This window comes from Sphingobacterium sp. LRF_L2, from assembly GCF_965644235.1.
Classification (GTDB): Bacteria; Bacteroidota; Bacteroidia; order Sphingobacteriales; family Sphingobacteriaceae; genus Sphingobacterium.
In genome coordinates, this window is sequence record NZ_CBFFRI010000001.1 from 519,066 (window position 1) to 539,387 (window position 20,322).

13 protein-coding genes are annotated in these 20,322 nt (G+C 38.1%); all 13 read left to right on the plus strand.

What is annotated here, in order from left to right; genetic code table 11:
* Nucleotides 1–28: 28 nt before the first annotated feature.
* The 13 genes from ACSZOX_RS02110 (at nucleotide 29) to ACSZOX_RS02170 (ending at nucleotide 20,277) form a co-directional block, all read left to right on the plus strand.
* Nucleotides 29–3,391 (plus strand): SusC/RagA family TonB-linked outer membrane protein, encoded by a 3,363-nt coding sequence (locus ACSZOX_RS02110; RefSeq protein ID WP_437918093.1) that lies wholly within the window; start codon nucleotides 29–31, stop codon nucleotides 3,389–3,391.
* A gap of 10 nt (nucleotides 3,392–3,401) precedes the next feature.
* Nucleotides 3,402–4,898 carry a RagB/SusD family nutrient uptake outer membrane protein gene (locus tag ACSZOX_RS02115; protein WP_437918094.1) on the plus strand — a complete coding sequence of 499 codons (1,497 nt, stop codon included), beginning with the start codon at nucleotides 3,402–3,404 and terminating at the stop codon, nucleotides 4,896–4,898.
* An 11-nt stretch (nucleotides 4,899–4,909) separates the two neighbouring features.
* Nucleotides 4,910–5,701, plus strand: coding sequence for a DUF4843 domain-containing protein (locus ACSZOX_RS02120; protein ID WP_437918095.1), 792 nt, complete (start codon nucleotides 4,910–4,912; stop codon nucleotides 5,699–5,701).
* 35 nt (nucleotides 5,702–5,736) lie between these two features.
* Complete coding sequence (locus tag ACSZOX_RS02125; RefSeq protein WP_437918096.1) at nucleotides 5,737–7,233, plus strand: PKD-like family lipoprotein; 1,497 nt, start codon at nucleotides 5,737–5,739, stop codon at nucleotides 7,231–7,233.
* Nucleotides 7,234–7,290: 57 nt separating this feature from the next.
* The gene (locus ACSZOX_RS02130; protein ID WP_437918097.1) at nucleotides 7,291–8,994 is read left to right on the plus strand and encodes a trypsin-like peptidase domain-containing protein; all 1,704 of its coding nucleotides are present in this window, start codon (nucleotides 7,291–7,293) and stop codon (nucleotides 8,992–8,994) included.
* 10 nt (nucleotides 8,995–9,004) lie between these two features.
* A complete protein-coding gene (locus tag ACSZOX_RS02135) occupies nucleotides 9,005–10,198 on the plus strand; it encodes a redoxin domain-containing protein (RefSeq protein WP_437918098.1) in 1,194 nt (397 codons plus the stop codon).
* Between the two features lie 28 nt (nucleotides 10,199–10,226).
* Nucleotides 10,227–10,481 (plus strand): TlpA family protein disulfide reductase, encoded by a 255-nt coding sequence (locus ACSZOX_RS02140; protein WP_437918099.1) that lies wholly within the window; start codon nucleotides 10,227–10,229, stop codon nucleotides 10,479–10,481.
* Between the two features lie 22 nt (nucleotides 10,482–10,503).
* A complete protein-coding gene (locus tag ACSZOX_RS02145) occupies nucleotides 10,504–11,352 on the plus strand; it encodes a hypothetical protein (RefSeq protein WP_437918100.1) in 849 nt (282 codons plus the stop codon).
* A gap of 296 nt (nucleotides 11,353–11,648) precedes the next feature.
* Nucleotides 11,649–12,215: an RNA polymerase sigma factor gene (locus ACSZOX_RS02150; RefSeq protein ID WP_437918101.1), complete on the plus strand. Its 567-nt coding sequence runs from the start codon at nucleotides 11,649–11,651 to the stop codon at nucleotides 12,213–12,215.
* A gap of 193 nt (nucleotides 12,216–12,408) precedes the next feature.
* Complete coding sequence (locus ACSZOX_RS02155; RefSeq protein ID WP_437918102.1) at nucleotides 12,409–13,524, plus strand: FecR family protein; 1,116 nt, start codon at nucleotides 12,409–12,411, stop codon at nucleotides 13,522–13,524.
* A 197-nt stretch (nucleotides 13,525–13,721) separates the two neighbouring features.
* Nucleotides 13,722–17,216 (plus strand): SusC/RagA family TonB-linked outer membrane protein, encoded by a 3,495-nt coding sequence (locus ACSZOX_RS02160; protein WP_437918103.1) that lies wholly within the window; start codon nucleotides 13,722–13,724, stop codon nucleotides 17,214–17,216.
* Nucleotides 17,217–17,236: 20 nt separating this feature from the next.
* A complete protein-coding gene (locus ACSZOX_RS02165; RefSeq protein ID WP_437918104.1) occupies nucleotides 17,237–18,646 on the plus strand; it encodes a RagB/SusD family nutrient uptake outer membrane protein in 1,410 nt (469 codons plus the stop codon).
* Between the two features lie 86 nt (nucleotides 18,647–18,732).
* Nucleotides 18,733–20,277, plus strand: coding sequence for a TlpA family protein disulfide reductase (locus ACSZOX_RS02170; protein ID WP_437918105.1), 1,545 nt, complete (start codon nucleotides 18,733–18,735; stop codon nucleotides 20,275–20,277).
* Nucleotides 20,278–20,322 lie beyond the last annotated feature (45 nt).

Sequence of the window (20,322 nt, forward strand, 5' to 3'; positions counted from 1 at the left end):
TTTAGTATAAAATTAACCTTAACCTTTAATGAATGAACATTATTTAAATAAAGTGATAAGAATATTGCTTATCTCTCTCTTCATTTGCTTGCATACGGACTATTCCAACGCGCAAACAATTACCTTAAAAGCAAAGACCAAGTCTATTGAGGAAATTATCAACATCATTCGGCAACAAACGGCATATGAAGTCTATATTTTAAAAGACTATCTATCGGATACACACCCCGTCACTGTAGATGTAAAAAAAATGCCTCTATCTCAATTTTTGCAAATTATCACAAAAGGTCAACCTATTGAAGCCAAAATTGAAGGAAAAACAGTCATATTAACCAAACGTAACAGTAAAAGTGATATAACAACGACAAAACAACCTAACATAACCGAGAAATCTATTGCCGCCCAAGAAGGTCTTATCCAAGGTCGTGTAGTCGATAAAGATGGTGCCCCCATAAGCGGGGCGTCGGTTGAAGTTAGCAGTAACAACAACCGCACTGTAGTAAGCGATAGAAATGGAAATTTTCAAATAGTTGCCCATATCGGTGATGTAGTTGCAGCACATTACATTGGTTATCAACCACTCAAGATTGCTATTATAGATCTGAAACAACATTTGGTGATGACGTTAGAGCAATCCATTAACGAAATGGAAGATGTCGTAGTGACTGGAATATTCGAAAAGAAAAAGGAAACATACACAGGTGCTATGACCGCCATATCAAGTGAACAGATCCAAGCAAATCGCGGACAGAACCTACTGCAAACTCTAAAAAATATTGATCCAGCATTTCAGATCCAGATCAATAATGAACTAGGCAGTAACCCGAATAACATACCTGAAGTCACATTGAGAGGGCGTTCATCATTACCAACCAGTGTAGAGGAATATAACACGGGAGCCAGCACCTCTGTCAACACACCGCTCGTAATAATGGATGGCTTTGAGATTTCACTTACAAAATTAATGGACTTCAACGACGAAGATATTGAATCCATCAATATTTTAAAAGACGCCTCTGCAACAGCCATCTACGGATCCCGTGGTGCAAATGGGGTTATTGTCATCGTTAGAAAAAAACCTAAGCCTGGAAAGCTCTTGATTACACCACGCTATGACCTAACTTTTGAATTGCCGGATCTCAATTCCTACAATCTTTTAAACGCTAAAGAACTTTTGGAACTACAATATCGACAAGGACAATATTCAGGAACAAGTGCTGCTACAGAAAGTTCTTTAAAAAATACGTACAATAACAGATTAAAGGAGGTACTAGAAGGTTTGGATACAGACTGGTTACATTATCCAGTGCGGACAGGTATCAGCCAGAAGCAAAGCTTACGCGTAGAAGGAGGTAGTGATCAATTTGTTTGGGGAACCAATCTAGCCTACAACAATGTGAACGGTGCGATGAAGGGCTCGAATCGAAAAACATTCAATGGCGATATTACACTCGCGTACAATTACAAAAACGTCATTTTCAGAAACCAATTGAGTGTTGGACTAAATAAGGGAACAGAAAGTCCCTACGGTTCATTTAGCACCTGGGTGGATATGATGCCCTACTACAGCCCTTATGACAGCAACGGGAATTTACTGCAGTATCTACCTGGATTTAATGAATACACAACCGACGGTGCGAATCCACTTTATGATGCTACATTAAACAATATCAACCAATCAAAATACACCGAGTTAATCAACAACTTCTCCCTAGAATGGAAAATAAGTAGTCCTCTACGCTTCTTTACTCGTTTGGGTTTATCGAAGAAAGGTACTTCGAGTGATGTATTCATACCGGCCAATCATTCTACCTTTATCACCTATAACACCGAAGACCTCTATTTTAGAAAAGGTCGCTATACCTATAATACGGGCGACGCAACTGGAATTGAGGGGCAACTCAACCTAAGTTATTCAAAAACCTTCGCTGGAGTACATCAGCTTTACGGGGGATTGGATTACTTTATCCAACAAAAAAACGCTTATGATTACGGTTTCATCGCCGAAGGTTTTCCTGCAGATAGTAAAGGTTTTCTAGGAAATGCTTTACAATATGCATCAGAGGGTAGCCCCTCGGGTAGTCAGAGCACGACGCGGAGCATTGGTATCACTGCAAATGCAAACTACGCCTATGACAACCGGTATCTTGCCGATTTATCTTATCGCGTAGACGGAAGTTCGCAATTTGGCAGTCAAAACCGATTCGCGCCTTTCTGGAGTGCGGGAATAGGTTGGAATCTACACAATGAAAACTATATCAAACTGCTCAAGTTCATAAATTTACTACGTATACGCGGCTCTTATGGTGAAACAGGTGCTCAACAGTTTTCTGCATACCAAGCCGAACAAACCTACGAATATTTTACTGGTGATAAATATTTAAACCGAAGTGGCGTATACCTTGTTGCACTTGGCAATGAAGACCTGAAATGGCAAGTTACAAAACAGTTTAATACCGGCATCGAATTCGGAATCTTCAACAACCGAGTGAATGGTACCTTTGACTATTACGTAAAAAACACATCGAATCTGCTCTCCGCAAGAGATCTTCCCCTTTCAACGGGCTTCGCATCCTATATAGACAATATTGGCACAGTTAAAAACACAGGTTTTGAATTATCTCTAAATGTCAATATCATCAGAAAAAATGGAGATAAACCAATCAATTGGATATTAGGCTCCAAGATCGCCTACAACAAAAACAGAATAACCAAACTGTCAGATGCTATTAAAGCACAAACGCAAGCATATATGCTACAAGGCACAGACGTAAGCACATTGTTCTTTGAAGGATTCGATCAAAATTCGATTTGGGCCGTTAAATCATTGGGGATTGACCCCAGTACCGGTAATGAACTGTTCCTTGATAAAGATGGAAACATAACAGAAGAGTGGGATGCCAGTGCAAAAGTATACGCCGGGGTACCGAATCCAAAATATAATGGGAACATCACGTCTATGCTACGCTATGGTAATTTCACACTCAATCTGAACTTCGGATATCACTGGGGAGGTCAGATATACAACCAAACATTAATAGACCGGGTTGAGGTTACAGAGGCAACACTTCGTACAAAAAATGTAGACAGACGTGTACTGGATGATCGATGGAGCAAAAGTGGTGATCAGGTATTTTTTAAAGCTTTTTCTGATGAATCTACACGTGCAACAACCAGGTTTGTGATGGATGAAAATGTGATCGAACTACAAAGTGCAAGTATCGACTACCGTATTGTTGACAACCCATTCCTTAAGAAATATAAAATCCAAAACATGCGTTTTGGACTTAACATGTCTGATTTATTCTATATCTCTACAGTCAAGAGAGAACGAGGAACTTCCTACCCTTATGCTCGACGAGCAGGCTTCTTTCTAACCTTCACTCTTTAAAACGTAAATCATGATAAAAAATACAATAACGTTTCTCGGATTATTATCGGTTCTATTCGTATCATGTAATAAGTGGTTAGATGTGAAACCAGAAAATCAAAAAACTTCAGAAGAACAATTTAATTCTTATAGCGGCTTCGCCGATGCGCTCAACGGTTGTTATATCTTATTAAAAGATCAGAGCATTTATGGCGAGAAGCTGACTATGTCCAATATTGAGTCGCTAGCTCAATTATGGGATCTATCAACAGCAAGTGCTAGACTTTCCGATTACGAGTTAAGTACGTTTGACTTCGAAGCTGACAACGCGAAAGCTTCCATCAGCGAAATTTATGCGGGCCTTTACACGGTAATAGCTCATGCAAATATGATTATCGCCAATATGGAGACCAAAGGTGACGTTATTAGTGACGAATCAACCCGTCAGGTTCTATTAGGGGAAGCTTATGCCATCCGTGCTTTTTGTCATTTCGATGTGCTTCGTCTTTTTGGTCAACTTCCCAACAATCCCTCAACTTCTGTATCGTTACCCTATTCGGAGACCGTTTCTGCAAAAGATTTACCAACATACTATTCCTATAGTGAATTTGTGAATAAGATCGAGTCAGATCTTTCTACAGCTGAAACCCTACTGTATAACAACGATCCAATCTTTAAGAACTCATTCTCAGCCCTAAACACGGTAGCGGAAAGTGGTGAAGATGATTTCTTACGTTTCCGCCAAAACCGCTTTAATTATTGGGCTGTAAAAGCGATAAAAGCTCGATTTTATTTGTATACAGGAAACATCACACAGGCAAATAGTAATGCTTTAGAGATCTTAAATGCCATAGGAGCAGACGGCGCAAAATTAATTTCATTAAGTGGTACATCGGATATTCAGAACGGCTATTTAGCGCTGCCTTCCGAATGTTTACTCATGCTAAATGTACACAACATTATGGACTATACACCCGATATATTTGGATACGGCGCAGATTATATTACGACATCACACCTTTTGACTACCCCAACAAAACTAAATACACTCTTCTCCAATCAAGGAATTGCGTCAAATAACAGATATCAATCGGTATGGGCGCAGGATCAAATGAATTTTAGTGGAACTACATATGCAACACTCAAAAAGTTCTATCACAATAGTACGCAGACAGCTACTATACCAGTAAACATATCTAAAAGACAAATCGTACCCTTAATCCGCTTATCCGAAATATACCTCATTGTAATGGAAACAACAGAAAATCTCGGAGAGGCAAACGCTTTGTGGCAGGAATATCAACTATCTCATAATGTACAAGTAACAGCCAACGTTTTCTCTACTTTGGAGAGTGTAAGATCTGCTGTATTAGATGAATATCGACGAGAATTTTTTGGTGAGGGACAAATGTTTTATACCTACAAAAGAATGGGATCTACGTCAATGCTTTTCAACTCGAACACCATCACGGAATCCAATTATTTAATTCCATTGCCTGATAGCGAGTTCAATTCCAATAACGATTAATTTCAAAGAAAATGACAAAAATTACATATTTCATTTCATTTCTGACATCAATAATTTTGTTTAGTTCGTGTGAGAAAAATTTGGAGACTTATGGATACGGAACAGGCTTGAACTTTTATTATGAACAGGCTTCCGACACACTAATCAACCGTTCATTCGTGTATGGTGATCCAGAAGCTATCACCGACACCGTATGGTTGGTGGTGGAAACCATAGGGCCATTAACTGAAAATGACAGAAAAATAGAATTCGAACAAATCGAAATAGATGCAGATGCTGCAATCGCCGACAAGCATTTTGTTGCATTCGACGACCCAACGTTGGCGACCTCCTATGTCGTTCCAGCCAACCAATCCACAGCAAGAATTCCAATAATATTGAAAAGAGATGAAAGCCTCAAAACTTCGCTGGTAAATTTATCATTACGCATCAAGACAAACAGCGATTTCGAACATACAAATCCAGATAGAAATGTCGTAAAGATTGTTTTCACAGATAAATTAGAAAAACCGAACAATTGGGCGGCATACGCCAATTATTTTTTCGGCAAATATGGTCAAGAAAAGCACCAATGGATGATCAATCTGACCGGCGAAAAATGGGATGACGACTATCTCAATAGTATAGGTTTCACTAGTGCTGGAGTGAATTCAAATATTGACGCTTCTTACGTGCTGTTCTTACAGGATTACTTCACAAAACAACTTGCAGCATACAATGAAGAACGAGTTAATCAACAATTGGACGTTTTAAAGGAAAGTGACGGCACTGCTGTTTCTTTTTCAGCTTATTTGGGCCAATAAACTGAAAAAAAAATTATAAATATACACGATTTGAGATGAAAAAATATTTATCAATAATAATTCCACTTCTTTGCAATTTCTTGATAATATCTTGTTATAAAGATAAAAGCAACTACAATTATACAGAAGTAGATAACATCGTAATAGCTGGAATAGAGGCGGAATACAGCCAGATAACTGGCGCAGACACACTTACAATCAACCCTATAATTCAAACAACACACGATACCACGAATTTCGAATATACTTGGCTATTATATGATAAGGACAATAACATTGACACCATCGGAAAACAAAGAAACCTATCCTTCCCTATTGTCAAAGCTCCAGGGGAGTTCAAGCTTTTATATTTCGCAAAAGACAAAAAAACCAATCTGGTGGCGAACGTTACGGCAAACCTTGAAGTATCAAGTGTCTATAGCAAGGGACATTACATATTAAAGGAAACTAGCGATGGTAATACTGACATCGATTTGCTGCAAGATGGCGGAGATCTAGTTTCAGACATCCTTTTGAAATCACAGGGAGCAACAATGAATGGAAAACCTAGAAGCCTTGGAATCCTGTACAATAAACCAATTATTGATCCAGAAACACTCGGTAAAACGACTGCAAACTGTATGGGAATTATTACACATAATGCGAGGGTTAATATTCTACGTGTAGCAGATATGGCAAAATTAGGGGATCATTCCTCGATGTTTTTTGCCGAGGTAGAAAACGACGTCCCCTACAAATTTTACACCAACTACATTTATAGCGTTTATCTTTCGAGCACAGGAACATACTCCGTTGGTGGTAGCGGAACTGGAATTTACGGATCGCCGACCAATTCGTCCATATCCGGAGCTAGTGACCAATGGGCTTTTGTAGAGGCGTCCTTAGGATTTATGTATTGGGACGAGAGTAATCGTAGAATATTATATAATAACTATGGTTCGACTACCAGTACTCTAACCAGTGTAAATTATCCCACATCTAATCTAAATTATGACTGCCTACATATGGGAAACTACTTCGGAATGGTCTATATCCTTTTTAAAGATAGATCTGATGCTTCCAAAGTTTATTTATACAAAGTCACTGGCTCATCGCCTTTCTCCGTTCCCTCTGTAACTAGTGTGACTGAAATTCCACAAAATTCCAAATTAAAGACAGCTACATACTTTGCGAACAACGCTAAAACGGCACAATTAATCTATTTTGTAGCGTCTAACAAGCTTTATGCTTACGACATTACAACAAATTCGGAAATGGAGGTATCTCCACAAGGGCTTCCCGAAAACGAAACTATCACTTATATTTCCAATCGCTACAATTACTACACAAGCCCTAAACAGGACTATTTAACTATTGCGACTTATCTCAACGGAGAGTATAAAATTTTGATGTATAACATCGTCGGAGGCCTGCCTTACGGTAATGCGGCAAGGATTACATCCGGAAAAGGGAAAGTAAAAGAGACACACTACATGTTATCAACATTTTCTTCTGTATACGAAGGAAGCCCAAGTTATGGGTATGCTAGATAACGGGATACATTTAGTAATAAAACGAGCCTTTGCTAGCTAACAAAGTAATTATTTAATATGAGCAAAATACAATTTCCCCACTTAGTAAGTCTGCTAACTTTTCTACTGTTTTCAGTCATATCACTTGTACGTGCGCAAAACAGTATCTCGGACTTAAACACTTTCGAGCTTAAGTACCGACAAAGTTTAAAACAGGCATATGAAGCAAGTGTTTTTATCGCGGATTATGACACGATATCAAAGAAGCTATTAGGCCCAAGATTCAGCGGTGTTGTCGTAAGTAAAGACGGGCTTATCCTGACCGCTGCACATACTGGACAAACTGATCGTGTGTATCTTGTCCGATTTCCTTCGCAAAAAAGAGACTTTATCGCCATAGGCCTTGGTCGGATTGCACTATTTGACGCTTCGATGTTAAAAATTGAGCATGCTGATAATCTACCGTTTGCCGAGCTAGGCACCTCCGCTAATCTTCAAGTTAGCGAACCTTGTTTCAGCATCGCTTACGCAGGAAGTTTCGCCATACCGCGACCTGTCCTGAGGTTAGGAAATGTCGCAGAACTTAATACGCAAACAAATCCTATGCTACGTACGACCTGTCTGATGGAACCGGGGGATTCAGGGGGGGGGCTTTTCGATATTAATGGAAAAGTGATAGGGATACGAAGCAATATATTAAAAAACTTAGATCAAAATTTTGACGTGCCTATTGATATTTTTAGGCAATATTGGACTGCCCTTCAACAGGCGGAAAACTATCAGTTTTTACCAAAATCGGACAGCTTATCCCGTTCGGCATTGGAAACAGAGAGTTACAACATAAATCTACAGGAGCTTTATGAATCTCACTTCGTTAAAAGCAAGCTATCGACTAAAAGCATATATAACATAAAGCTAGTTGACAAAAAAGACAGCCTACTAGCATTTGGAACTAAATTCTGTATCGATAAGCGGATGAGGGACAACAAAAGTACAGACAACACCTATATTATTAGCAAAAGTTCATCCCTTCCTGATGAGTTTTTTGTCATCTTAAAAGGCAAGAAAGTGTCTCCAACGGTGATTTATCGCGATAAAAAAGCGGATCTCGTACTTTTAGGTCTAAAACAAAAAATAAAAGGTGCAATAAATATGCAAGAACTATCGGATCTTCCTTCCGATAAGGAGATATTTGGATCTCTTACATTCAGCATTTTTGAGAACAATAAAATAGTGACAGGAACTGCTGGTACGCCAATTTTTACATTAACAGGGAGCACTGGAAGTGGTTATCTGGGATTAGGTTTACGCGATGATTCTACGAAAACGTTGGTTCAAATGGTCGTACCAAACTCTCCAGCCAGCCTAGCGGGCTTCGAACAGAACGATGTTATACAAGAAATCGATGGTCAAACAGTACTTTCAGCTTCAGCATTTACAAACGAAGTACAACTTCATGTACCGAACGATACTATTGATGTAGTCTATACGAGACTTGGTAAAAAGCATACAGCGAAGGTAGTCTTGGCATCAAAGCCTGTCCCTAAAAACAACTCGATAGCTGAACAATTTATAGGTGGAAAAAGTGCCAGAAGGGATAACTTCGAAAATATCTTCATCCATGACGCTCCTATCCTTCCAAACGAATGCGGTAGTATCATAATTAATACTAAGGGCGAAATACTGGGCATCAATTTAGCCCGTTTCAGTAGAACGACAACTGTTGCTCTATCAAAAGATGGTATACTTCATTTTTTGGATAAGGCTCTAAAAAAATCATAATTCTTATAACATGTGTAAATCAATTAAATTAATTGCCTCCTTTTTTTTCCTCACAATAGCTATAACAAGAGCGCAAGAGAAAAATTTCGTTCTTCTTGGACAGGTAGATAATGCAGAAGGTAAAACTGTTTACCTTACTTATTCAACGAAGAACACTGAAAAAATGATAACAGATAGTGCTAAGATTAAAGCCAATAGATTTCGCTTTGAAGGATTCTTGGATGGGGCAACGAACTGTTTTATAGCAACAACTAATAATCCACAAAGTCTGGATCAATTTCTTCAAGTAATTATCACGCCTGGCAACTCAGAAATATCCTTAAATAATAGGGAGATTTTCAAAAGTACCATTTCAGGTAGCCGGGCACAAGAGGAAAGCAATCTGCTCAATCAGTCTAAAATTTCCATCATAGATGACTTGCAGACTGTCGGTAGGCGACAGATGGAACTTATGGCCAACATGCAAGAAGCTTATAAAAAGAATAATGCAGAACAGGTGAAAGTGCTTAGAGACTCTATAAATAGTATTCAAAAAGAATTAAGACCTTATTACGCGCAAATAAATCAGAAGGAAATTGAATTCATGGAAAACCATCCGGATTCTTATCCTGCAGCAAACATATTATTAAACTCATTTAATATGATGAAACTGGAGGAAATAATCAGTAAATATGACCTTTTTTCTAACGAAATTAAAAACAGCACTTTAGGTCAACGACTATTCCATCAGATAAATACATTGAAAGCAAAATCAAGTGGATCAATGGCAGAGGAATTCAAGACTATTAACATGCACGGGAACCCAATACAGCTTTCTGATTTTAGCGGAAAATATGTATTGCTGGATTTTTGGGCATCATGGTGTGTACCATGCCGTAAAGGAAACCCCCATTTGTTGGCAACTTACCAAAAGTACCATAGTAAAGGTTTTGAAATTATTGGCATAGCAGATAATGATAGTAGTCCGGAAACCTGGAAAAAAGCGATTGCTGACGATGGTATTGGTATATGGCCGCACGTTTTGAGAGGTTACGATGCCAAAACAAGTGGAAAAGAGAATACGCAAGATATCAGTAAGAAATATCTCGTAACCGCTTTACCGACTAAAATTTTGATCGATCCGCAGGGCAAAATAGTTGGAAGATATATTGGAGATGAAGGAGAAAAGGAACTTGATCAGAAGCTCTCAGAACTTATTAAATAAATACTTTTTTAAACTATACAATAATATTATGAATTCTAATATTCTAAAATTTTTCGCAAGTGTCTTGTTACTATTCAGCATACTTCAAGTAAGTGCTCAACTAAGTGACGACTTCGTTGTAGGCGATCCTGCACCTCCTATTCGATATTCAAAATGGTTAAAAGGAACGCCTGTTGAAAATTATGAAAAAGGCCATATCTACGTCATTGAATGTTGGGCCACGTGGTGCGGCCCTTGTATTGCAGCAATGCCACATCTCTCGGAGTTAGCAAAAAAAATATGAAGGCAAAGTCACATTTATCGGTATGAATGTGTGGGAAAAAATTCCAGAGAGCGACTCATACGAAAGTGTGTTACCCAAAGTCAGCAACTTTGTAAAAAGTATAGGAGATAAGATGTCCTATAATGTGGCTGTTGATCATGGTGAACGCTACTTTGCTAAAGAATGGCTAAAAAAAGCACAAGCACCAGGAATTCCCACGACTTTCTTGATTAAAGATGGTCAATTTCTATGGATAGGACATCCTAGTAAATTAGAGGCTGTTATTACACAAGTAATCGATGGTACATTTAATATCCAAGAAATGCGTGCTGCACATCAAGCTTCTATCGAGTTGTCTAAAAAAGCGACTAATGCCCATCTTGCAGAAATAGCCCCTATTGACCAGGCTATTAAAGAAAAAAAGTTTGAAAAGGCATTTGCACTTATAGATACTGTGATAGCAAGAGACCCTATGCAGAAATACACATTAAACATCCGAAAATTCAATATACTGTTAGAAAATGTTAGTGAGAAAGAAGCCCTCACATTTGTTGACGAATGGAAGAAAAAGGATGGCGATAGAGTGGCTATATATCCAGCTCAATCTATAGTAGATAAAACCGGGCTATCCAAAGAAACTTATCTCTATGCGGCAAATGTCTTTAACCGGGGGGCACAAGAAACACAAAAACCTAACCCAATGTTCTACGAACTTGCTGCGAAAGCATACTCGTTAGCTGGTGACTACAAAAATGCGGTAGATATACAAACTAAAGCGGTGGAGAGTGCTAAAGAAAGTTTAAAATCGAGTAATCATGTAGGAATTATACATGATTATACTGTTACAGAATATGAGCAAACGCTCAAAACATACCAAAACAAACTCCTTTAAGCGTTTTTATGTAGCTTTAGTCACTACTTCATCACGACAACACTGATTAAACATCCAAATTTAGGTTGTTCATTACTTCATTTAAAAAATGAAGAGGTAGTTAAAGGGGGGAAAGGAATTTCCCCCCTCTTTCTTTGAATATTGATCGAGAACGGCACGTTATAACTTTACTTTCCGCATATAGTTTAAAAATAGATTTAGGAAAAGTAGCACCATCTAAACAATTAATATTTTTTGCCTTATTATTTTTAAGCTATTTTATTAAATTTACGGCCACGACTCGGTGATATTGAATAATGAAGAGATATACTAACTATACCGACCTGCAGTTGTCCGAAATGCTTAAGGCCGGAGACCATGCGGCATATACTGAAATTTATCATCGGTATAAGAAATTACTTTATCTTTTCGCTTTTAAGAGACTTGGGAGTAAAGAAGAGGTATTGGATGTTGTACACGAAGTTTTTCTATCTCTTTGGTTAAATCACGCTAGCATACAAATACAATATACACTTTCCACTTATTTGCACGCAGCAGTACGAAACAAGATTGCTAATATTTTTGCTCATAAACAAGTAGAAGAACGTTTTCTCGAAAGTTTGGATAATTTTCTAACTACCGAGTTCGATGTATCCGACCATTTGGTAAGGCATCACCAACTGGAAACGCAGATTGACAAAGAAATAAAAGCATTACCTATAAAAATGCGTAAGGTTTTTGAGTTAAGCCGTATATCCGAATTGAATCGAGCAAAAATTGCGGAAGAATTAGGATTATCTGAAGAAACAGTGAAGAGTCATCTACACAAGGCATTAAAAAGGCTTAGAGCAAAATTAGGCCCTTTGATTAATATCTTTCTTTAATCTAACTTTTGCATCAAACATTTCGATTTTTCTACAGAATAAAAACATCCATTTGGATATTTTTATCAATAGCACCCCCCTATCCTTTCCAGAAAACTTTTTTTTAAAAAAAAATATATTTTTTTTTAAAAAAAGCATAACCCTAAACACACTTTTACCTGACTAACTAACGAAGTTTGAAAAAAAGCAATAAATGAATCACAAATACGCTCAAGAATTACTTATAAAATATAAATCGGGCCGATGCACTCCTGCTGAGAAGCAAAAATTGGAGGATTGGATCGCATATGGCATTTTCCCCGAAACATATATTACGGATGAGGAAGTGGAACAAGAATTGAAAAAAATAGATAGTGCATTATCCTTAAAGAGAAATAATCGAATAAGCATCTGGATTGGAGCCTCTGTCACTTCCATAGCCGCTGGATTACTCATGACATTCTATTTTAATTATCATCTTCCCTCCGTTAAACCCGAGTCAAAACAAGAGCTCGTTGCTGTTCAAGAGATTGCACCGGGTAAAGTTGGAGCAACACTTACATTGGCTAATGGGCAAAAGATTCGTTTAGCTGACGCTGCCTACGGAAGAGTGGCTTTTCAATCAGGTGTTGAAGTTAGCAAAACCGCTGATGGCAAATTATCTTATGAAGTTAACAGCAATGTTGCTGACCGGGATTATAGCAATACCTTATCTACATCCAAGGGAGAAACATATAAAGTTTCGTTACCTGACGGTACTATAGCTTATCTGAATTCAGCATCAAGCTTAACGTATCCTGTAGTATTTGCGGCCTCTGGAAAACGTATTGTAAAATTGACGGGCGAAGGCTACTTCGAGGTAGCAAAAGATCCTTCGCGGCCATTCATAGTTGAGACCGATAAACAGAAGGTGGAAGTACTAGGAACACATTTTAATATCAATGCCTACGAAGATGAGCCAAACATAAAGACAACTTTGTTAGAAGGAAGTATAAAGGTCTCCTCCCATGGATCTACTAAATTGCTGACTCCAGGGCAACAATCGACACTGATAAACGGAGCTATCCAAGTAAATAATATCGATCTGGAAGAGCCAGTTGCTTGGAAAAATGATCAAATTATATTGGGAGGACAGGATGTTCCTACAATTATGCGGATGATAAGCAGATGGTATGATGTAGACATAAAATACGATGGTGAAATTTCCAAAGAATTGTATTATGCAAAAATATCCAGATTTGATAATATGAATAAATTATTAAAACTACTTGAAAAGGCCCAAGGAATTCATTTTAAAGTAGAAGGGAGGACAGTTATTGTAAGTAAGTAACGTAAAATTTAAAGCCATTCTGGAGGATACCAGAATGACTTTGCGCACGACCATTAATTAATCAAAAATTAGGAATAACCCCAGCATCGTCGAAAAATGAAAGGTTATCCAATTAAATCCATGCATAACAAATGTACAATTTTTACCACAAACTATTGTTACGGTCACATGGCTGTATACCTAAAATCCTATTGATCATGAAGTTGACAACACTTTTATTACTCTTCAGTATGATCTCAGTAAACGCAAAAACTTTTGCCCAGAAAATTACGCTTTCCAAAAAGAATGCTGCGTTAGTGGATGTTCTCAATGAAATTCGTTCACAGTCTGGCTATGGCTTTATTTTTAATTCCACCACATTGAAAGATGCGCATAGAGTTACTATCAATGTTAAGGAATTAGAATTAAAAAAAGTTCTCGACCTCATCTTCGCTGATCAAATATTGCAGTATACTATTGAAGACAAATCTGTGATTGTCTCAAAAAGAAATAAGCCGAACGCGATAGCGGAAATACAAGTCATTTCGTCGGATTTAAATATCGGGGGGACAATCAAAGATACCCAAGGAAACTTGCTACACGGCGCTCGTGTGCAGGTCAAAGGATCAAAAATTGAAACCGCAACCAATAAGGACGGAAAGTTTGCTTTAACTGGCGTACCAGAAAAAGCAATACTTATTATTTCTTATGTAGGCTATAAAACAAAAGAGATTACCGCAACAGAAAATCTGAGTATAACCTTAGAAATACAAATATCGGAAATAGATGAAATAGAGGTATCTACTGGCTACCAAACACTACCCAAAGAAAGGGTAACAGGTTCCTTTCACACACTGGGGGAAAAACAATTTGAACAACAACGCCTTAGTAGCCTGTCTTCATTATTGGAAGGTCGTGTGCCTGGTTATAATAATGGACTTATACGTGGCAACAGCTCGCTCAGTACAGATGCCCAAAGTGGCCCATTATATGTCGTAGACGGTTTTCCTGTAGAAAATAATACAACAGACGAATATGGTATAATCAATGGCGGAATACCAGGTCTAAACCTGGAAGATATTGCGTCTATAACTGTTTTAAAGGATGCTGCCGCAGCTTCAATTTATGGAGCAAGAGCAGCTAATGGTGTCATTGTTATTATAACAAAGAAAGGGACAATAGGCAAACCACAGATTTCCGCTTCGAGTACTTTTACGGCAAATCCATATAGATATTATACCGGAAATCTTGCCACTTCAGCCGATGTGGTAGAACTTGAGAAAGAGTGGGCAGCAAACAATACCAATTTACAGGGGACAGAAGCTTCTTCTTATGCACAAAGTCTACTGGATAATGTGGTATATCAGAGTCAAGGCATAAAAGCTATTTTGCAGAATGCTACCGGGGCATTATCTAATACCGATCTTTCTGCCAAATTAAGCAATTTATCTGCTGCAGGATTTAAATATTATGATGATGTAAAGAAATATAGTAAGGTGAATCCTTTTTATCAGCAGTATAACCTCAATATTGGTTCTGCAACTGCGGGAAATTCATTTTACACCTCTGCTACATATAGGAAAAATCAATATGAGGACAAATACACGGCGGATGACCAATTGGGCTTAAATGTAAAAAATAATGCCCAACTAAATAAATGGCTTAACTTGGAAATTAGTTCTTATCTAAACTATGTTTCAGGCGCAACTCAAACGTATACGACACTCTCTCCAGGTTATCAATATCAAATTTACGACAGTTTAATTGATGATAGCGGTAACTATATTACGAATGCGGCATCAAGCCGTTATAACACAGATATTATTAGTCAGCTGGACGCTAATGGCATGTATAGTATGGATATTACGGCGTTGGAAGAACAGGCAATGAATCTGACACAGAAACGAAACATCAACAGCAGATCGTATATCAAACTAAAAGCCGACATTACCAATTGGCTATCTTACACACCTAGTTTTCAATATGAATATACAGGTAATAGAAATGAAGTGTTGTACGATAAATCAACTTACTATGTCCGTAATTTAGTCAATAGTTTCGCCAGCGTAGATGGAAGTTCGGCAACATATAATCTACCATACGGAAATATTAATCAAACACAGACACAGTTTACAAATGCATACAATTTCCGTCAACAATTAAATATCGACAAGCGTTTTGGTGACAAGCATAACATCACCGCAATCTTAGGGTCTGAAATCAGGCACACGAAATTAGAATTTGATTCAAAATATCAATACAACTACGACTCACAATTATTGTCATCATCTGCTGTCGATGAAACTTTGTTGAGTGCTTTTTATGATGGAATTTTGGGCTACCCAAGCTTCAATAGAGGCGCAAGAGCAGAAGTCACGAGTCGATTTGTCTCATTATACAGTAATGCAGGTTACAGTTACGATGATAAATATTTGCTAACTGCAAGTTTGAGACTTGATCGCTCCAACCTCTGGAGTACATCTTCTGAATATCAGGATAAACCTATGTGGTCAATAGGTGCCGGTTGGAATGTCGACAGAGAGAGATTTTTTGACGTACGCTGGATCAACAAATTAAAGGTTAGAGGATCTTACGGTATTTCGGGAAACGTTGACCCAACCACATCTCCGTTTATAGTGGCTGCCTACTGGAACAATACAAACCTAGGCGGGCTCTACGCTATAATCAATAATCGTCCTAATCCTCTACTCACGTGGGAACGAACAGCGACCCTGAATGCTGGTATTGATTTCAAAATACTAAACAACAGATTAGGGGGATCCGTGGACTTTTACGAAAAAAAAGGATCTGACCTACTTGCCAGTACGCGCGGAGTTGACACAGAGGGATATGGAAGCAGTACTTTTAAGATGAATAATGGCAAAATGACAAATACAGGGGTAGAGATTGCTCTTAATGGTGATATCCTTCAATCTAATTCTCTCAACTGGAATCTCGGTATACAATATGCATTCAACAAAAATAAAGTGACTTATGTAGACCTGACAACAACAAACGCATCACTCCAACGCGATTATTCAACAGCTTATCCTGTTGTCGGAAATCCGTATCAAGCAGTTTACGCGTACAAATGGGCAGGACTTAGCGCAACAGGCTTGCCACAGGTTTACGAAGCTGACGGAACCGTTACGACAGAATTACCATCCACAGGTGAAGCACTTGAATATGCAGGAACTACAGTTCCAAAATACAGCGGAGGAATAAGCAGTACGCTATCCTATAAAGCATTTACCTTTGCATTCCTGCTAACGTATGAAGGTGGTCATGTGATGCGTAATACCTTCCTCCCCATGCTATCCAACAGCTACAACAGCTCCATTGGTAGCTATTACACATTATTCGGCAACATCAACAGTGATATAACAAACCGTTGGAAACAAGCTGGAGATGAAAGTAAGACAAATGTACCGAGAGCGATGTTTGCCGAAGATGCTGATTTTGTGCAAGCAAGTTATGATGTCTACAGATATGCCGATATCAATATACTCGATGCTTCAAATATTCGATTACGGAATATTTCATTGGCTTACGCTATCGCTGATAGATGGACTAAAAAAATTGGAATAGGGAATGCGAGACTCCAATTTAATGTGGAAAATGCCTTTATTCTAGCAAAGAGCAAGACTGCAAAATACCTTTTAGATGGTTACAATACGCCTAATTATGTTTTGGGACTGTATCTACACTTGTAATGAACATTAAAAGACACAAAATGAAAACGACAAATATTATAACGATAAAAATTTTCGCTCTCTTTATTATAATACTCGCTGGGTCTTGCAAGAAATTTCTTGATGTTAAGCCAAAAGGCTCAAAGATCCCAACTACATTTGCAGACTACGATGCTTTTGTGAAAGATGAAAGTAAACATAAGACAGTGATACATCAAGCTGTACTACTTCTAAACGACAGATTTGAAGCAGCGACAACATTAAACGTGACGCCATTAAACAATGCAAATTATTTTTGGAACGAAGATGCAGACCGTATTGCGTTAAATAATGGTTCAGACCAAACCTATACGGAGAACTATGCCGCTATTTCCAATTGGAACTTAATTATTAAATATGTTCCCGAAGCGACAGAAGCAACGGAAATTGCTAAGGCTGAGCTTATTGCTCAAGCTAAGGTATTACGAGCTATGAGTTATTTCGTTTTAGCAAACTATTATGCAGATACTTACGAAACAAGTAATGCGTCAACAAAACTTTCGGTTCCTTATATCTCCAGTCCTGACGTAAATGCATCTTTTACACAAGTGACTATCGCCGAACTTTATGAACTGATGCTTAAGGATGTTGATGAGGCTATTCCTCTATTAAATGAGACAAGCAGCACACCTCTACACCCTAACCTAGGAACGGCATACGCGTTTAAAGCACGGCTTTACCTACAGATGTCCAAATATGAAGAGGCACTTGATGCAGCCAACAAAGCACTAACGTATAATGACCAGCTCTATGACTGGCGTGCGTACTACACCGCCAATAAAACACGTATCGAAGCTTCTGGAACTTATACTCAAGGAGTATCTCCGATGGGGTATTCCTATATAGAGAATTACAACATGAGATTTGGATCTTCAACTTATTCTGGACGTGAATCTTCCATACGTCTAGACAGAGCATCTCGTTTCGAAACTGGCGACGCAAAATTTGCTTCGCGTTATAAACTCAGAACTGCTAGTGGTGAAACGTACTATTATAGTATCGGGTCGGGACTTTACAATCACGCAGGGCTTACCACAACGGAAGTCTATTTGATCAAAGCTGAATGCCTGGCACGATTGAACCAAATCACAGAAGCTTTAGTAACCTTGGACAAGGTACGGATAACTCGTATTTTTGCAGAGAATTATACGCCTTCCACAGCAAGTACTATTGTAGAAGCTGTAAAGTTGATTATAAAGACCAAAGCAAACGAATTGATATTAGGACCTATACCTTTTGCCGACCGAAGAAGACTAAATAAAGACACCAATTACGCTACTACGTACACAAAAACAGAAAACGGAAATAATTATACGCTTTTGCCGTCTTCACATTTGTATACGATGCCTTTTCCTCTTTCGGCAACGCAAAATCCAGGCAACGGCACTATAACACAAAATGTTTCAAAATAAAAAAAAATTAAAGACCTCTTCCATTGGCTATTTGCTCTGGAAGAGGCTAATACAGAATACAGTGACAAAATATTTAACTTATTAAAATGAAAAAAACATTAATTCTAATTATACTCGCGATATCTACATTTCAGATTAGTCAGGGTCAGCGATTGAAGCCAAATGCAACACTCAACCTACTTATGAATGAAAAAGACGATGCGCGACTAAACTTCCTTCTCGATTCTCTGACAGCGACCAATAAACAAGAAGATTTCACCACGTATGAAATTTACATCACAATGCAGGAAAACAAGGGCTTATACGAACTTCTGACTTTAGTCGACTCGAATGCCTTGAATAAACGTCTAAATAAACTAAAAAAATCCCCAAAAGAGGAAGATGAAATGCTTGCCTTAGCCTTCTACAATTTCGAAAAAGAAGGTAAAAATGCGGATGCGCTGGAACAACAAATGTTAAAAAAATTTCCTACAGGATTCGTTGCGTTTCAGAATGGTATGACGGAAATTTTTAACGAAACCGATGGACCTACAAATGAAAAAAGATATGCGGATTATGTAAAATTATTTAGCAGCAACCCAAAGCTTAAGGGCCATCGTTTTTTTGAATATGTTAAATATTATGTAGCTATGTCTTATATGGGAAGTGATCCAAGCAAAATGAAACCTTGGATTAGTAAAATTACAGACTCTATTTATCGGGCGAAGGCTTTTTCATACGGGGCCTACGAATTGAATAACAGGGGAAAATCGGCATATGCGGAACCACTTATTCTTGAGGCAATAGCAGAACTTGAAAAACAAGGTCGAACAAAATCTAATGACTATCCGGATTTTGCTATGACGGCAGCTAAAACCTTATTGGAAAATAAAAAATATGAGGAGGGCTATGCGTGGTTTATGAAAGGTTATGGTAAAAATAACCAAAATGACCCAAGCGTAAAGAAGACATATTTAGGATTACTCGTTGGGACAGAACGTTACAAAGAGGCCTTTCCTCTAATGGAAGCATCTTTACGTACAGGCAGCGCTACACCTTTTGTTAAGGAAAGATTTCGAGATGCTTACATAGCTGTTAACGGAGACACAACAGGTTATTCAAAACACTACAATGGATTACGACAAAGTTTTGCGGATCATGTAAAAAGCAAAGTTGCGAAAGAAATGCTGAATGAACCAGCGTTCAACTTTGCCCTAAAAACTGTTGACGGCAAAACGGTAACCCTCGAAGATTATAAAGGAAAAGTCATTGTACTTGATTTTTGGGCAACTTGGTGTGGTCCCTGCAAGGCTTCTTTCCCAGCTATGCAGCAAGCCGTAAATATGTTTAAAAATGATACAGATGTGGAATTTTTGTTTATCCACACGCTCGAACAAAGTAACCAGCCTACCAAAGATGCCGAAAATTACCTTAAAGCAAATAATTATAACTTTAATCTGCTGATGGACTTAAGAGATTCAGGAACAAAAAAGAATCTGGCAGCCATTGGTTTTGGTCTAAAGGGAATCCCTACGAAAATCATCATTGATAAGAAAGGTAATATTCGCTTTCGTAGTGTAGGGAATATGGGTAATGAGGAATTGCTACTTCATGAGATCAATGCAATGGTTGAACTGGCTAAGCAAAATTAATTAGCCTAATCTAAAAATATCAAATCTATTCACTGAAAGATCATC

What these genes read in the sequence shown, in the direction of transcription:
- ACSZOX_RS02150 (WP_437918101.1), top strand. Translation starts at nt 11,649, where the DNA reads ATGAAGAGATATACTAACTATACCGACCTGCAGTTGTCCGAAATGCTT.
- ACSZOX_RS02115 (WP_437918094.1), top strand. Translation starts at nt 3,402, where the DNA reads ATGATAAAAAATACAATAACGTTTCTCGGATTATTATCGGTTCTATTC.
- ACSZOX_RS02145 (WP_437918100.1), top strand. Translation starts at nt 10,504, where the DNA reads ATGAATGTGTGGGAAAAAATTCCAGAGAGCGACTCATACGAAAGTGTG.
- ACSZOX_RS02130 (WP_437918097.1), top strand. Translation starts at nt 7,291, where the DNA reads ATGAGCAAAATACAATTTCCCCACTTAGTAAGTCTGCTAACTTTTCTA.
- ACSZOX_RS02135 (WP_437918098.1), top strand. Translation starts at nt 9,005, where the DNA reads ATGTGTAAATCAATTAAATTAATTGCCTCCTTTTTTTTCCTCACAATA.
- ACSZOX_RS02170 (WP_437918105.1), top strand. Translation starts at nt 18,733, where the DNA reads ATGAAAAAAACATTAATTCTAATTATACTCGCGATATCTACATTTCAG.
- ACSZOX_RS02120 (WP_437918095.1), top strand. Translation starts at nt 4,910, where the DNA reads ATGACAAAAATTACATATTTCATTTCATTTCTGACATCAATAATTTTG.
- ACSZOX_RS02155 (WP_437918102.1), top strand. Translation starts at nt 12,409, where the DNA reads ATGAATCACAAATACGCTCAAGAATTACTTATAAAATATAAATCGGGC.
- ACSZOX_RS02110 (WP_437918093.1), top strand. Translation starts at nt 29, where the DNA reads ATGAATGAACATTATTTAAATAAAGTGATAAGAATATTGCTTATCTCT.
- ACSZOX_RS02165 (WP_437918104.1), top strand. Translation starts at nt 17,237, where the DNA reads ATGAAAACGACAAATATTATAACGATAAAAATTTTCGCTCTCTTTATT.
- ACSZOX_RS02140 (WP_437918099.1), top strand. Translation starts at nt 10,227, where the DNA reads ATGAATTCTAATATTCTAAAATTTTTCGCAAGTGTCTTGTTACTATTC.
- ACSZOX_RS02125 (WP_437918096.1), top strand. Translation starts at nt 5,737, where the DNA reads ATGAAAAAATATTTATCAATAATAATTCCACTTCTTTGCAATTTCTTG.
- ACSZOX_RS02160 (WP_437918103.1), top strand. Translation starts at nt 13,722, where the DNA reads ATGAAGTTGACAACACTTTTATTACTCTTCAGTATGATCTCAGTAAAC.